This window comes from Streptomyces sp. NPDC087420, assembly GCF_044744165.1.
Taxonomy (GTDB): domain Bacteria; phylum Actinomycetota; class Actinomycetes; order Streptomycetales; family Streptomycetaceae; genus Streptomyces.
On the sequence record NZ_JBIUXU010000001.1, the window covers coordinates 750,383 to 764,020 of the forward strand.

A 13,638-nucleotide genomic window follows, 5' to 3' on the forward strand; every position below is an offset into this window, starting at 1 on the left:
GGTCCCTCCGGAGTCCCTCCGGATCCGACCGGGCCGATCCGTGAGACACGCCCTGAATCACCCGGAAGGCGGCTGTGACGCTGTCACGCGGTGGGGAGGACCGCCGCCGTCTCGCGCAGATGGCGGTGCAGGCCGCCGTGCGGGTCACCGGCGGGCAGCCACTCCTTGCGGATCTTCGCCACACACGTGTAGTTGGTGTCGCACACGTTGGCCAGCGGCGCCTCACCGGCCTGCGTGACCAGCTGGTACGCGTCCAGCTCGGAAAGACCGTAGTCGCGCGCCAGCCAACGCACCAGGTCCAGCTGGGAGATGCGGAACGCGTCCTCCAGCGGGCGGGCCGAGCCCGTCGAGATGATGTGGGTGTCGGACTCGATGCGCGGCCAGGGCGTCGGGACGCCCTTGAGCAGCTCCACGATCACCACGGTGTTCATGGCGCACTCGACGGCCACCCCGCACGTCTCGCCCTCCCCCTGCCGCGCGTGCCCGTCACCGAGGCTGAGCAGCGCGCCCTCCACGTTCACCCCGAGGTAGCAGGTCACCCCGGCGCGCATCTCTGGCGTGTCCATGTTGCCGCCGTGCGCGTCGGGGACCAGCGCGGACCGTACCTCCAGGTTGGCCGGCGCCACCCCGACCGTGCCGTGCATCGGGTCCATGGGCAGTTCGATCCGGATGTCGCTGTCGCGCGCGCTGAACAGACAGGTGCCGCGCTCCCGGTCGAGCTGCCACATCCACACGACCTCCGGCAGCGGCGGCTGGAGCGTCGCCGTCGTGGTGGTGGAGGTCAGCGCGCCGAAGAGCGGCACGGTGGAGGACGCCGCCCAGTCCCGCGCGGGCCGGATCGACACGAAGTGCACCGCCAGCGTGTCGCCGGGCTCCGCGCCCTCGACGTAGAAGGGGCCCGTCTGCGGATTGAGGAACGGGAACTCGCACACCTCGGAGACCAGATCGTTCACGGACCGTACGCGCCCCGCGAAGCAGTCCTCGGTGAACAGGTCCAGGACCGTGCCCGGAGTGATGCGCGCGACGGGCGCGACGCCGCCGAACGTCCAGGCGTACTCGCCCTTCTCCGGCCGTACGGTCAGGATCCTCGGGTCACTCATGGGGCGCGCCTCTTCCTCTGTCGGACCTGCGGACGTGCGGACATGCGTCTGTACGGGTGTGCGGGTGCGGCTCCGCGGTCCCGCCGGCGATCACCGTACGGCGCGGCCCCGGGCGGGCGGAAGACGCTCCCGGGTCGCACTCGCGCGGAAGACGCTCCCGGGTCACACGTCGCCGAGCGCACCGGCCAGCGCCGCGGCGGGGTCGTGGTCCCCGGGCCCCGCCGGTGCCCACCGGCCCCGCTCCTCGCGGAAGGGCCACCACCGCCCGTCCGGCCCCAGGCGCAGCTGCGCCCCACTGCCCTCCACCGTCCAGCGCGCGGGCCCACCGGACCGCAGCCGGGGCCGGTCGCCGTCCTCCCAGGCCCCGTCGAGCGCGGCCCCGGCGCGGGCCAGCGCCCCCGGCTCCGGGGTCCACTCCTCCTCCAGGGCGGCGAGCGCGGGCGCGCCCCCGTACCGCCAGGCCCGTACGGCGAGGTCCAGCTCGGCCCGCCCCCGGCCGGAGCCCTCGGCGAGCCGGGCCAGGAGCCTCTCGTCGTCGGCCGACACCGCCAGCCGTACGGCGTCCTGACCCGGTGTCAACTCCGCTTCCGGCGGCTGCTGTTCATGACCGGGCGCCAGCGCCTCCGACAGCAGCCGCAGGGCCCGCGCCGCCGCGTCGGCGGCCAGGAACCCCACCGCGTGGGCGTCGACCCCGGAGGGCGGCGGTGTGTCGGTGTCGAGCACCGGCGGCTGTCCCGCTCCGGGCGGCGGCGGTGGGGGAGGCGGCAGGGCCGGCAGAATGTCCCGCGCGGCGAAGGCCTCGGCGGCCGGCACCCCCTCCGGCGCCCCAGGCCGCGTGGGGGTGCCGTCGGCGGACTCCCCGGACGTCTCGCCCGGCTCGTCCGTACGGGCCGCCCGCGCCACACTCCGTACCTGCAACTCGTCCAGCAGCCGCCGCTCGCCCCGCCCCCGCATCAGCAGCAGGACGAACGGGTCCTGGTCCAGCAGCCGCGCCATCTGGTAGCAGAGCGCGGCGGTGTGCGGGCAGTGGTCCCACGCCTCGCAGCCGCACCGCGGCTCCAGATCGCCGATGCCGGGGAGCAGTTCGACCCCCGCGCCCGCCGCGTCCTCCACCAGATGCGGCGGCATCTCCCGGTCCAGCAGCGCGGCGATGTGCCCCGCCCGGTCGACCGCCATGTCGAGGAAGCGGTCCCACTCCTCCTCGCTCAGCCGCGGCCACAGCACGTCACTGCGCTGCGCCGTGCCGTCCCGGTCCCGTACGACGGCGGTGATCCGGCCCGGCCGGACGGACACCGCCCCGACGGCCCCCTCGCGGGCGTGCCGCCGCCCCTTCTTCAGCTGCTGGCCGTCCAGCGCGGTGTCCTCCAGCGCCTTCAGCCAGGCCAGGCCCCACCAGGACCGGGCGAAGCCCCGGCCCTGGGCGGGCGGCAGAGCCGCGAAGACCCGCGCGTCCCCGTCCGTACCGGCGCCACCGCCGCCGTCGTGCGCGCTCGCGTTCCCGGTCATCGGGCACTCCCTCGCAGCTCCACCAGATCCGCCAGTTCGGCGTCGGTCAGTTCGGTCAGCGCGGCCTCACCCGCGCCGAGCACCGAGTCCGCCAGCTTCTGCTTGCGCGCCAGCATCCCGGCGATGCGGTCCTCGATCGTGCCCTCGGTGATCATCCGGTGCACCTGCACGGGCCGGTGCTGCCCGATGCGGTACGCGCGGTCCGTGGCCTGCGCCTCGACGGCGGGGTTCCACCAGCGGTCGTAATGCACGACGTGCTCCGCCCGGGTGAGATTGAGCCCGGTGCCCGCCGCCTTCAACGACAGCAGGAACACCGGCACTTCACCGTTCTGGAAGCGGTCGACCATCGCCTCGCGCTCGGGGATCGGTGTGCCGCCGTGCAGGAACTGGCTCGGTGTGCCGCGCGCCGCCAGGTGGTCCTCCAGCAACCGCGCCATCCGTACGTACTGCGTGAAGACCAGCACACTCGCGCCCTCCGCGAGGATGGTGTCGAGCAGTTCGTCGAGCAGCTCCAGCTTTCCCGACCGGTTCGCGAGGCGCGGTGCGGTCTCCTTGAGGTACTGCGCCGGGTGGTTGCAGATCTGCTTGAGCCCGGTCAGCAACTTCACCACCAGGCCCCGCCGTTCCATGCCGCCGGCCCCGGTGATCGCCGCGAGAGTCTCCCGTACGACCGCCTCGTACAGGCCCGCCTGCTCCGTGGTGAGGGAGACGGCCCGGTCGGTCTCGGTCTTCGGCGGCAGCTCCGGCGCGATGCCCGGATCGGACTTGCGGCGGCGCAGCAGGAAAGGGCGGACCAGCGCGGCGAGCCGTTCGGCGGCCGCCGGGTCACCACCGCTCTCGATGGCCTGCGCGTAGCGGGTACGGAACGTCCCGAGGCGGCCGAGCAGGCCCGGAGTGGTCCAGTCCAGAATCGCCCACAGCTCGGAGAGGTTGTTCTCCACCGGTGTCCCGGAGAGCGCCACCCGCGCCTTGGCGCGGATCGTCCGCAGCTGCCTGGCCGTCGCCGAGTACGGATTCTTGACGTGCTGCGCCTCGTCGGCGACCACGAGGCCCCAGCCGGCGTCGGCGAGCCGGGGCGCGTCGAGCCGCATCGTGCCGTAGGTGGTGAGGACGAACTCGCCCTCCCGCAGGCCCTCCAGGGCGCGGGAGGCGCCGTGGAAGCGGCGGACCGGGGTGCCGGGCGCGAACCGCTCCACCTCCCGCTGCCAGTTGCCCATCAGCGAGGCGGGGCAGACCACCAGGGTCGGTCCCGCCGCCGACGGGTCGGTCTGCCGGTGCAGATGGAGGGCGATGAGGGTGATGGTCTTGCCGAGCCCCATGTCGTCGGCGAGACAGGCGCCGAGGCCGAGGGAGGTCATGCGGTGCAGCCAGTTCAGGCCGCGCAGTTGGTAGTCCCTGAGCGTCGCGTCCAGTGCGGCCGGCTGGGGGATCTCCTCACCGGCACGGGTGGCGGCGGATTCGGGATCGGCCAGCCGGTCGCGCAGCTCGGCGAGCCAGCCCGACGCGGTGACGTCGACCCGGCGTCCGTCGACCTCGGCGGAGCCGGTCAGTACGGCGCCGAGCGCGTCGAGCGGGGTGACGTGGCGGTCCTGGCTCTCCCGGACACGGCGTGCCTCGGCGGGGTCGATGAGCACCCACCGGTCGCGCAGCCGGACCACCGGGCGCCCCGCCTCGGCGAGTTGGTCGAGTTCGGCGCGGGTGAGCTGCTGATCGCCCAGCGCGAAACGCCAGTTGAAGGCGAGGAGCGCGTCGGCGGAGAGGAAGGAGGGCAGATCGCTCCCGGTCCGCCCCGGGCCGCCGCCGGTGGGGTCCGTACCGCCGGAGCCGTCCCCGTTCGCACCGGTGGCCTGAGACCCGCCCCCCGCCGGTGGCGGCCCGATCACCGCGCGGGCCGTGAGCGTCCGCGCCAACTCCTTGGGCCAGTGCACCTGGACACCGGTCGCGGCGAGTGCCCCGGACGCCTCGCCGAGCAGCTCGCCGATCTCGTCGTCGTCCAGCTCCACGGCGTCCGGCACGGCGGCCGCGAGCAGCCGCGCCAGCGGCGGCCAGGCGCGGGCCGCCCGGCGCAGCGCCAGCAGGGCGTCCATCCGCGCACGCGGTCCGAAGGCCGCCGCCGAACCCCCGGGGGAGCGCGGGTCCGCGGGAGCCGCCCAGAACTCCGCCGCGTCGGCGACGACCGCCGGGTCACTGACGCTGTGCATCTGGACCACGGCCCGGAAGACAGGACCGGGCCCCGCGAAGTCGTCCTCGCCCGGGACGTCCGCGCCGGACAGACCCGTCACCTCGACGCGGAGGGAGAGCCGTACCTCCGCGTCGTGGCCCGCGGCCACATCGCCCGCCCAGCCACGGAGTTCGGGGAAGCGCCGGGCGGGCACGGCGGCGAAGGCGTCACCACCGGCGGCGAGCGGCGCGGCGGGGGTACGCGGCAGGGTGTCGGCCACCGCGTCGAGGAAGTCCCTCAACAGCCCTTCCGGCTCGGGCAGAAGAACGGTTCCGGCCAAACCACCTCCGCCGAGCGGAACGGCGTGCGCGGTGGGAGGCATGGAAGCGGCGAGCGTACGGACCCGCTCCAGGTCCTCGGCCGTCAGCGGTCCGGCCCGCCACGCGTCGTGCCCGGTCCCGGTGAGACCGGGCAACATCCGTCCGCAGGAGGCCAGTTGCAGGGCAAGCAGCGTCGCCGCGCCCCAGAAGGCGCCGGACGGTGACACATTCTCCGCCACACGGGCCCTGGTCAGCGACGGAAGAGCGTCCCGCAGGGGCACCAGCAACGCCCTGACCATGAGAGGGTGGGCCTCGGTGTCGACGACGGCCAGCTCCTCCACGGAGCCCGGCGCGGACGGCGGTTCCGCGCCGTCGGGGTGCCAGTAGGCGATCCGGCCGGTGCGAGCCGGGTCCCCCGGGAGAAAGACCGTGGAACAGCGGGCGAGTTCGGAGACCCGGGAGAGCATTGCCGCGGGGAGCGTGTGCACAGCGAAGACGCATTCCTCAACTTTGACTACTGCGGGTGAGCCGCCGATGGTACCCGACCGCGAAGCCACGCGGTCCCGGAGCTGCCGTGACTCGACTCATACCGAAGCGGCGGGGTGTAGCCAGCACCACTGCCGACCCCCGGGAAGCCTCCCCTTCTTCCGGGGGGTGGCGCCATGGTCGCCACCTTCGCCGGGCCCGTACGTTTTTCTCCAGGTCAGCGCATACAGCGCGACCCTTCTTCCCGCACATCGGCCGACAGACCGGAGACCGACATGCCCCAGGCCACCACCGCACCCCCCGCTGTGGAGTCCATACCCGAACCGGCCACCGTCCGCGGCACCGGCAGCGACTTCGCGCCCTTGCTGCGGACGGTCAAGGAACAGGGACTCCTCGAGCGCCGGGTCGCCTGGTACGCCCGGGGCATCACGGTCAACCTGGTCCTCGTCGCCGCCGTCGTCACCGCCATGGCGCTCATCGGCCCGTCCTGGTGGACGATGCTCCTCGCGCCCCCGCTGGCGGTCCTCTCGGCCCGGATCGCGTTCATCGGCCACGACGCGGGACACGCCCAGATCACCGGCGACCGCGGCAAGGGCCGCGTCATCCAGCTCGTCCACGCGAACCTGCTGCTCGGGATGAGCCAGGAGTGGTGGAACGACAAGCACAACCGGCACCACGCCAACCCCAATCACATCGACAAGGACCCGGACGTCGCCGCCGACATCTTCGTCTTCACCCAGGGGCAGACGGCGGGCCGCACGGGACTGCGCGGCTGGCTCACCCGCCACCAGGCGTGGATGTTCTTCCCGCTGACGACCCTGGAGGGCATCGCCCTCAAGGTGTACGGCTTCCAGGCCGTCTTCTCGCGCCAGAAGGACACCCGCATGCCCGGCCGCCGCCGCGCGGTGGAGGGTCTACTGCTGGGCGCGCACGTCGCCGCGTACGTCACCCTGCTGCTCACCACGCTGACCCTCGGCCAGGCCGTCGTCTTCGCGGTGATCCACCAGATGCTCCTCGGCCTGCACCTGGGCATGGCCTTCGCGCCGAACCACAAGGGCATGGAGATGCCCGACCCCGAGAACAGCGCGGGCTGGGGGCACCTGCGCCGCCAGGTCCTGACCTCACGCAACATTCGCGGAGGTGTGCTCACCGACTGGTTCCTCGGCGGGCTGAACTACCAGATCGAGCACCACCTCTTCCCCAGCATGCCCCGCCCCCACCTGCGGCTCGCCCAGCCCCTGGTGCGCGCGCACTGCCACGCGCTGGGGGTCTCGTACGCCGAGACCGGACTGATCGACTCGTACCGCCAGGCCCTCGGTCACCTCCACGACGTCGGCGAACCGCTCCGTACAGGCGCATAGTGGAACTGGCGGACGTTCCTACGCGTTCACCGAGCAGTGAGCGGCCCATGGCCGCGAAGGAGGCGTCGGGATGTCGACACAAGCAAAGATCGCCGTCGGGGGAGTGGCCGTCGGCCTGATCCTCTGGGCGTTCGTACCGTTCTGGGTGGCCCTGCTGATCGTGGTGGGTGTGCCGGCGGCCACCTACCTGATGCTGGACCCGTCGCAGCGCCGCAGGCTGCGCCGGATCAACCGCAAGCAGATCGGCCGCTGACCGGGCCGGACAGCTGACCGGAGGGACCGCCGGGTTCCCCCGGTCAGCTCTGCTGTGCGCGGGCGTGCGGCGCTCTCACGTCGCTGGTACGTCGCTGTCACGTTCAGGCCCGCGGTGCGACCGGCTCACGCGGGGCGTACGGCCATGGCGTCGAGGGCCGCGAGAAGCGCCGGGAGTTCCGGGCCACGGGCGATCGGAAGCACTTCGCTGGGCTCGTCGTCCATCAGGACGAAGGCCATGTCGTCGGTCCTGGCGACGAAGGACCAGCCGGGGCCGTCCGCGCGCAGGGTCCGGGCATCGCCGGGGGCGAAGCTGGAGCGGACCCTGCCCAGGGGCGGAGCCGCCTCCACATAGGCGCGCAGCTCGGCGAGGACGCGCAGCAGCTCCGGAGGGGGCGGCTCGGTCCCGGCGGGGCTCCCGGAGGCCTCCCCCGGCTCAGCCGTACCCTCGCTCCCGGCGCCCGTCCCGCCGGGCGGCTCCTCCGTCGGGGGTGAGCCCTTCACAGCGGCGTCGTACTGCTCTCGCCACGCCGTCCAGTGCGCGGCGACCTCGTCCGCGCCGAGGCGCCGCTGCGCCGGGCCCCAGACCGTGGTGTCCGGCGGGGCGAGCGGCGTCCGCGCGATCCCTCCGGGCTCTCCGGCCTCCGGTACGAGGTCCGGATCCGGGTCGTGCGGGGCGGCCACGCCGGGCGCCGACACGGCCAGGTCGAGCGGCCAGCCGGGCAGCGCGCAGACCACGGTCCGCTCCTCCGGCGAGAGGTCGTACTCCATGCCGCAGTCCCAGGAGGCGATCGCGACGGCGACCAGCGACACGTCGTCCACCGCCACCGTCCAGCGCGCACCGTCGCCGTCCTGGCCGAGGACCAGCCCGTAACCCCGGCTCCAGGGTTCGAGCCCGAGGGCGGCGCACGCCTCCGGGTAGTCGTCCCCGAGGACGCCGGGGAACTGCGCCGGGGTCAGCAGAGCGGCAGTGAGCACGTACAGGGTGTCATCATCGATGGAATCGTCCGCTACGGCCACGACACCTCCCGATTCGAGCGGTTGTCGGCGCACCCTAGCCAGTGGACCACCCGGACGTCGAGAGTCCGCTACGGCCCGGTATCCGCGCAGTCGCTCCCGGGACCGCGCCGGACCTGCGCCGTTCTCACGCGGCGGGCAGCCCGAGGAGGCTGCGGGCCACCGTCTGCGGTGACTCGTCACGCTCCCGCGCCAGCGCGATCACGGCGCGGCACGCCAGCTCGCTGACGCCGAACGAGAGCGCTTCCGGCGAGACCCACCCGGCGGCCTCGTCGCCGCGCTGCTGATCGTCCTCCGCGCACGCCGCCACATAGGTGGCCGCCGCTTCGAAGAGGTTGTGCTGTCGTGCCCGGGGCTGTGATCCGGACGGTGCGGCGGGGCGGTCCGAGACAAGGATCCTGCGCAGTCGATCGAACACCGGGTCCACCTTCCCCTGCTGACGGGCGCTGCCTGGCACTCCAACGTACGGTCCGGGGCCCCCGGGCAGAAGAGGACGTCCGCGTCCAGGCGGCCGGTGGCTCAGTCCTGACGGACCGCCAGCGCGAGAAAACGGGTCTCCTCGTCCACGTACGACTGCAGCCGCCACCCCGAACCGGCCAGCAGCGGACGGAGGTTGGGCTCGGCCCGCAGGTCGTCCTCCGTGATCACCCGGCTCTGCCGGGCGGCCAGGGCCGCGCGGCCGATGGGATGGAACAGCGCCAACTGCCCACCGGGGCGCACGACACGCGCCAACTCCCCGAGACCCTCGGCCGGTTGCGGCAGGTGGGCGATCAGTCCGGCGGCGAACACCGCGTCCAGCGCGCCGTCCCTGACCGGCAGTACGGCCACGTCGGCCCGTACCAGCCGGCCGCTGCGGTGGCGATCCGCCCGTACGGCCGCGTCGAGCATCGCGGCCGTCAGGTCGACGCCCAGCACCGTACCCGCCGGTCCCACCGCGTCCCGCAGCGCGGGCAGGGCGCGGCCCGTCCCGCACCCGGCGTCCAGCACCGCGTCCCCGGGCCGCAGCCCGAGGTCCGCGACGGCCGCCGCATAGGCGGGGCCGTCGTCGGGGAAGCGGCTGTCCCACTCCGCCGCCCTCGCGCCGAAGAACCGCTGCACGTGCGTGTGATCGTGGGCCATGCCCCCATGATCCCCCAAGCGGCGCTCCGAGGCGCCGTACACCTAACGGGACCGGACGCGGGGCTGGACGCGGGGCTGGACAAGCGGCCGGGTGTACGGCCGATGCGGTTACGCTGGTCACTCCACTGACCTGCACCTCCTGGGAGACCGCCCTGTCCGAGATCCAGCGCCGCGACGCCCGACCCGTCGGGCCGCTCGGCGCGCCGCGCCCGGGAGTGGTGGACCTCTGGCTGCTGGACATCTCGCGGCAGGCCGAGGAGACCCTCGACCTCTCCGTGCTGAACGCCGGGGAACGCCGGCGGGCGGCGGCCTTCGTGCACGGCCGCGACCGGATCCGGTACGCCGTCGCGCACACCGCGCTCCGGCGCGTTCTCGGGGCGTGTGTGGGGCTCGCGCCGGAGGCGATCGTGCTGGGCAGGGACACCTGCCCGTGCTGCGGAGGACCGCACGGCAGGCCCGTACTGACGGATCCGCCCTTCCCGGTGCACTTCTCGCTGTCCCACGGCGGCGACCTGGTGATGATCGGTGTCGCGTCCGAGGCCATCGGCGTCGACGTCGAGCCGGTGGCCCTGAGGCGCGCGGTCGGCGATCTCGCCGCCGCCCTCCACCCGGCCGAACAGGCCGAGTTGGCGGAGCTTCCCGTCGAGGACCGGCCGGCCGGCTTCACCCGCGTGTGGACCCGCAAGGAGGCCTACCTCAAGGGCATCGGTACGGGCCTGGGGCGCGACCTGGCCGCCGACTACCTCGGGACGACGGAGCGGGCGGCTCTGCCGTCCGGCTGGACCGTCGCCGACGTACCCACGATCCCGGGCCACGCGGCGGCCTGTGCCGTACAGGGCCCCCCGTTCAGGACGCGGATGCGGCAGTTGCCGACGACACTCCATACGGCCGGGAGTGTGTCCTCGCCCCGCCGGGGACGGAACGAGGACGCCGCCGGTCCGCCCGCGTGAGTGACCTTCAGGTCACTCCGCGATGTCCGCCACGTTCACGACCTTGTCGATCCGTACCCGTACGAGCAATTCCCCGGGCCCGGCGTTGCGTTCCCCGACCTGCTGGGCGAGCTCCTCGCCCATGTACCGCGCCCCGAGCCGGACCGCCCACTCCAGCAGCTTCTCGGGGTCCTCGCTGAGTTCGGCCCGGCCCTCGATCACGACGAAGGAGAACGGCGGCCGCTCGTCGTCCACGCACAGCGCGACCCGGTTGTCGCGCCGCAGGTTGCGGCCCTTCACCGTCTCCTTGCCGGTGTTGAAGATCAGGTCGTCGCCGTCCAGGACGAACCAGATGGGCGCGACGTGCGGGCTGCCGTCCGCCCGTACGGTGCACAGCTTGCCGGTCCGGGTGCCTTCGCTGACGAACGCCTGCCATTGGTCCTTGCTCATGTGTGATGCCATGACGGCATTTTCGGCCGTCGCGCCGCCGGGAGCGCGGCGACGCCCCGGAGGTGTGCCGATCGCTTGCCCACGTGCGGTGGGTGAGGAAGGCTACGGGCGTAGCAGGGCATCGTGGATCATATGAACGCGGAGGACCGGCAATGCCGCTGGACGAGGGACTCGACGGACTGCTGAACGATCTGACCGGGCGGGTGGACCACATACGGCATGCGCTGGTGCTGTCCAACGACGGTCTGGTGACGGGCGCCAGTTCAGGTCTGGCGCGTGAGGACGCGGAGCATCTGGCGGCGGTCTCCTCGGGGTTGCAGAGCCTGGCGAGGGGTTCGGGGCGTCATTTCGGCGCGGGCGGGGCCCGGCAGACGATGGTCGAGTTCGACGAAGCGCTGATGGTGGTCACGGCGGCCGGCGAGGGCAGCTGCCTGTGCGTCCTGGCGACGGCCGAGGCCGATGTCGGGCAGGTCGCGTACGAGATGACCCTGCTCGTCAACCGGGTCGGGGAGCGACTCGGGGTCGCCGCCAGGCAGCCCGGACCCGTCACGCTGAGCGGTCTCTGACCTCTCGCCGAGAGTTATCCACAGGCTGAGCGGGAGGGGCGCGGATCGCGCTACGGTCGTCACCGAGAGTAATGAGAGCTCACGGGGGAGGACCGTCATGGACATCAGGATGTTCGCGAAGCACGGAGCGGCCGCGGAGACGGCTGTGGTGGCTGCGGTGGCAGAAGAGGGGGAGCGGGGGAGCGCGCCGGACGGGGCGCCGGAGACCGTTGCGGTCGGGCGGGCCGCGCGGGAGCTGGAGCTGAAGCTGGGCGAGTTCGAGCTGGCCGCCCAGCTGGGACACGTCCGCACCACGGCCGGGGCGGGCGGTGGGCGCCGGGTGGTCGCCCGGCGCGAGGTCGAGTGGCGGGAGATCGAGCGGCTGCGGGCCGCCGACGGGTTCCCGGACGTGTTGCGTGAGCGGGTACGGACCGTGGGCACGGCCGAGGGGGCGGGGCTGATGGCCATCAGCCCCGGCCGCTTCACCCGGCTCGCGAAGTCCGGATACCTGACACCGGTGAAGTTTTATCTGAACCGCTATCGCGCGGTGGTGTGGCTGTATCTGGCCGACGAGCTGACGGCGTTCGCCGCCAGGGAGGAGACCCTCCTGGCCGGGCGCTTCCCCAGGACGCTCACCGCGGGACGGGATCCGGACGACGACGTACGGCCACGCAACTGGCGCGGCCGGCGCATCGGCCACCTCCTGCACCTGAGCGAGGACCCCTGGGAGCGGGCGGCGATCACCGGGTCGGTGCTGGACCCGGCGCAGCGGGCCGAGCTGGTGGGCGATCCGTACGAGCGGGCGTATCTGAGCAGACTTCAGCCCGTCCTCGCCCACGGCCGCTCCGACTCGGAGGCGGCGCTGGCGGCGGTGCGCCCGCTGCTGCTGGCCGACCATCCGGACGAGATCCGCTGGCACCGCGCCAGTCTCACCGCGCTGCTCGACGAGGCCAGACGCACCCGGCCGGCCCCCCGTCCGGACTCGCACGGTGACGTCCCACCCCGGCCCCGCCCCGATCCCAATCCCAATCCCGATCTGGGTCGTGGTCGCGGTTTCGGTTCCGACGCGGGGGCGGCCCCGGAGAGTGACAAAAGCGTGCCCTGGCCGATGGCCGCCCACGAGCCGCTGCGGCGGGGCTCCGGGAAGGGGCTGCTGACACGGCTGCGCCTCAGGAAGGAGAAGGAGAGAGACCCAGGGCGGCCGGTCGGCGGTGCGCGGCCGTGAGCTGCGGTGAACAGGGCTGGGACGGCCGGCGGCCGGCGGTGGGGCGGTCGGGTCAGGACGCGACGCGCAGGACCAGCTTGCCGCGGGTCTCTCCCGCCTCGCCCCGGCGGTGGGCCTCGGCCGCCTGCTCCAGGGGGAGGACGTCGTCGAGTCCCACCGTGACCACTCCCTTGTCGATCAGCGCGGCGATCCGGCTCAGGGCGTGGCCGTCCGGCTCGACCAGGAAGCCGCTGACCCGCAGCCCTTGCTCCTGTCCCGCCCTGACGAGGTCGGGCGAGACGCCCGACGGGACGGGGACGAGGATGCCGCCGGGGCGCAGCGTCCGGAGCGAGCGGGTGCTGGTGGAGTCGTGTTCGTCCCCGACGAGGTCGATCACGGCGTCGACCTGGTGGACGGCGTCCTCGAACCGGACGTTGTGGTAGTCGACGACCTCGTCGGCGCCGAGCGAACGCAGCCAGTCGTGCTTGGCGGCGCTCGCGGTGCCGATGACATACGCGCCGAGGTGCTTGGCGATCTGTACCGCGAGGTGGCCCACACCTCCGGCGGCGGCGTGGACGAGGACCCGCTGTCCCGCCTCGACCTTCGCCGCGTCCACGAGCAACTGCCAGGCGGTGAGACCGGCCAGCGGGACCGCGGCGGCCTGATCGTGGCGAATCGTCGCGGGCTTGCGGGCGAACTGCCGGGAGGGGGCGGTCACATACTCGGCGTAGGCGCCGGCCTGGCGGGGGAACCACGGCATGCCGTACACCTCGTCGCCCACCTGGACGGTGTTGACGCCGCCCCCGACCTCCGACACCACTCCGGAGACGTCCCAGCCCAGGATGAAGGGAGGCTCGCCCAGTACGCCCCGCACCCCGCCGCCCGCGCGGGTCTTCCAGTCGACGGGGTTCACCCCGGCGGCGTGGACACGGACCTGGATCTCGGTCGGCAGCGGCCGGGGCCTGGCCACCTCGGCGAGCCGGAGGACCTCGGGGCCGCCGAGGCTGTCCTGGGTGATCGCGCGCATCGTGTTGTCAGTGCTCATGGCTGCATGCTCCTGTGGGTGCGTGCCAGGGACCGGGACGCCGCCCGGCCGGTTGCTGATCGACACCCAAAAAGCTATCTCCGAGGTAGTGGTATCTCGCAAGGGTGATTACTATCAATAAGAAAGCATGCAGCAAGGGGCGG

General features: G+C 73.2%; 13 protein-coding genes. 5 read left to right on the forward strand and 8 right to left on the reverse strand.

Annotated elements, in window-relative coordinates:
- Positions 1 to 83: 83 nt before the first annotated feature.
- The 3 genes from ACIO1C_RS03165 to ACIO1C_RS03175 all read right to left on the reverse strand — a co-directional run bounded on the left by ACIO1C_RS03165 (position 84) and on the right by ACIO1C_RS03175 (position 5,575).
- Positions 84 to 1,100 carry an acetamidase/formamidase family protein gene (locus ACIO1C_RS03165; RefSeq protein WP_401857821.1) on the reverse strand — a complete coding sequence of 339 codons (1,017 nt, stop codon included), beginning with the start codon at positions 1,098 to 1,100 and terminating at the stop codon, positions 84 to 86.
- Positions 1,101 to 1,262: 162 nt separating this feature from the next.
- Positions 1,263 to 2,606 (reverse strand): SWF or SNF family helicase, encoded by a 1,344-nt coding sequence (locus ACIO1C_RS03170; RefSeq protein WP_401857823.1) that lies wholly within the window; start codon positions 2,604 to 2,606, stop codon positions 1,263 to 1,265.
- Positions 2,603 to 5,575 carry a DEAD/DEAH box helicase gene (locus ACIO1C_RS03175; protein ID WP_401857826.1) on the reverse strand — a complete coding sequence of 991 codons (2,973 nt, stop codon included), beginning with the start codon at positions 5,573 to 5,575 and terminating at the stop codon, positions 2,603 to 2,605. The genes ACIO1C_RS03170 and ACIO1C_RS03175 overlap by 4 nt, the downstream gene beginning before the upstream one ends.
- 273 nt (positions 5,576 to 5,848) lie before the next feature.
- Here ACIO1C_RS03175 and ACIO1C_RS03180 point away from each other — a divergent pair, with 273 nt between their 5' ends.
- Positions 5,849 to 6,934: a fatty acid desaturase family protein gene (locus ACIO1C_RS03180; RefSeq protein ID WP_401857829.1), complete on the forward strand. Its 1,086-nt coding sequence runs from the start codon at positions 5,849 to 5,851 to the stop codon at positions 6,932 to 6,934.
- Positions 6,935 to 7,004: 70 nt separating this feature from the next.
- Entirely contained in the window at positions 7,005 to 7,187 is a 183-nt protein-coding gene (locus ACIO1C_RS03185) for a hypothetical protein (protein WP_167022577.1), read from the forward strand.
- Positions 7,188 to 7,312: 125 nt separating this feature from the next.
- Here ACIO1C_RS03185 and ACIO1C_RS03190 read toward each other — a convergent pair whose 3' ends face one another.
- The 3 genes from ACIO1C_RS03190 to ACIO1C_RS03200 form a co-directional block, all read right to left on the reverse strand.
- Complete coding sequence (locus ACIO1C_RS03190) at positions 7,313 to 8,206, reverse strand: hypothetical protein (protein ID WP_401857832.1); 894 nt, start codon at positions 8,204 to 8,206, stop codon at positions 7,313 to 7,315.
- Positions 8,207 to 8,330: 124 nt separating this feature from the next.
- Complete coding sequence (locus tag ACIO1C_RS03195) at positions 8,331 to 8,621, reverse strand: hypothetical protein (RefSeq protein ID WP_401764784.1); 291 nt, start codon at positions 8,619 to 8,621, stop codon at positions 8,331 to 8,333.
- A gap of 101 nt (positions 8,622 to 8,722) precedes the next feature.
- On the reverse strand, positions 8,723 to 9,322 hold the full coding sequence (locus ACIO1C_RS03200) for a class I SAM-dependent methyltransferase (RefSeq protein ID WP_401857835.1): 600 nt from the start codon (positions 9,320 to 9,322) through the stop codon (positions 8,723 to 8,725).
- Between the two features lie 218 nt (positions 9,323 to 9,540).
- Here ACIO1C_RS03200 and ACIO1C_RS03205 point away from each other — a divergent pair, with 218 nt between their 5' ends.
- On the forward strand, positions 9,541 to 10,272 hold the full coding sequence (locus ACIO1C_RS03205; protein WP_401857838.1) for a 4'-phosphopantetheinyl transferase family protein: 732 nt from the start codon (positions 9,541 to 9,543) through the stop codon (positions 10,270 to 10,272).
- 12 nt (positions 10,273 to 10,284) lie between these two features.
- On the opposite strand, the gene ACIO1C_RS03210 is transcribed toward ACIO1C_RS03205, so the two are convergent.
- A complete protein-coding gene (locus ACIO1C_RS03210) occupies positions 10,285 to 10,713 on the reverse strand; it encodes a PPOX class F420-dependent oxidoreductase (RefSeq protein ID WP_401857841.1) in 429 nt (142 codons plus the stop codon).
- A 140-nt stretch (positions 10,714 to 10,853) separates the two neighbouring features.
- Between ACIO1C_RS03210 and ACIO1C_RS03215 the strand changes: the two genes are divergently transcribed.
- A complete protein-coding gene (locus tag ACIO1C_RS03215; RefSeq protein ID WP_401857844.1) occupies positions 10,854 to 11,267 on the forward strand; it encodes a roadblock/LC7 domain-containing protein in 414 nt (137 codons plus the stop codon).
- A gap of 97 nt (positions 11,268 to 11,364) precedes the next feature.
- Positions 11,365 to 12,471 (forward strand): DUF6397 family protein, encoded by a 1,107-nt coding sequence (locus ACIO1C_RS03220; protein ID WP_401857847.1) that lies wholly within the window; start codon positions 11,365 to 11,367, stop codon positions 12,469 to 12,471.
- A 52-nt stretch (positions 12,472 to 12,523) separates the two neighbouring features.
- On the opposite strand, the gene ACIO1C_RS03225 is transcribed toward ACIO1C_RS03220, so the two are convergent.
- On the reverse strand, positions 12,524 to 13,495 hold the full coding sequence (locus tag ACIO1C_RS03225) for an NADP-dependent oxidoreductase (RefSeq protein ID WP_401857850.1): 972 nt from the start codon (positions 13,493 to 13,495) through the stop codon (positions 12,524 to 12,526).
- Positions 13,496 to 13,638 lie beyond the last annotated feature (143 nt).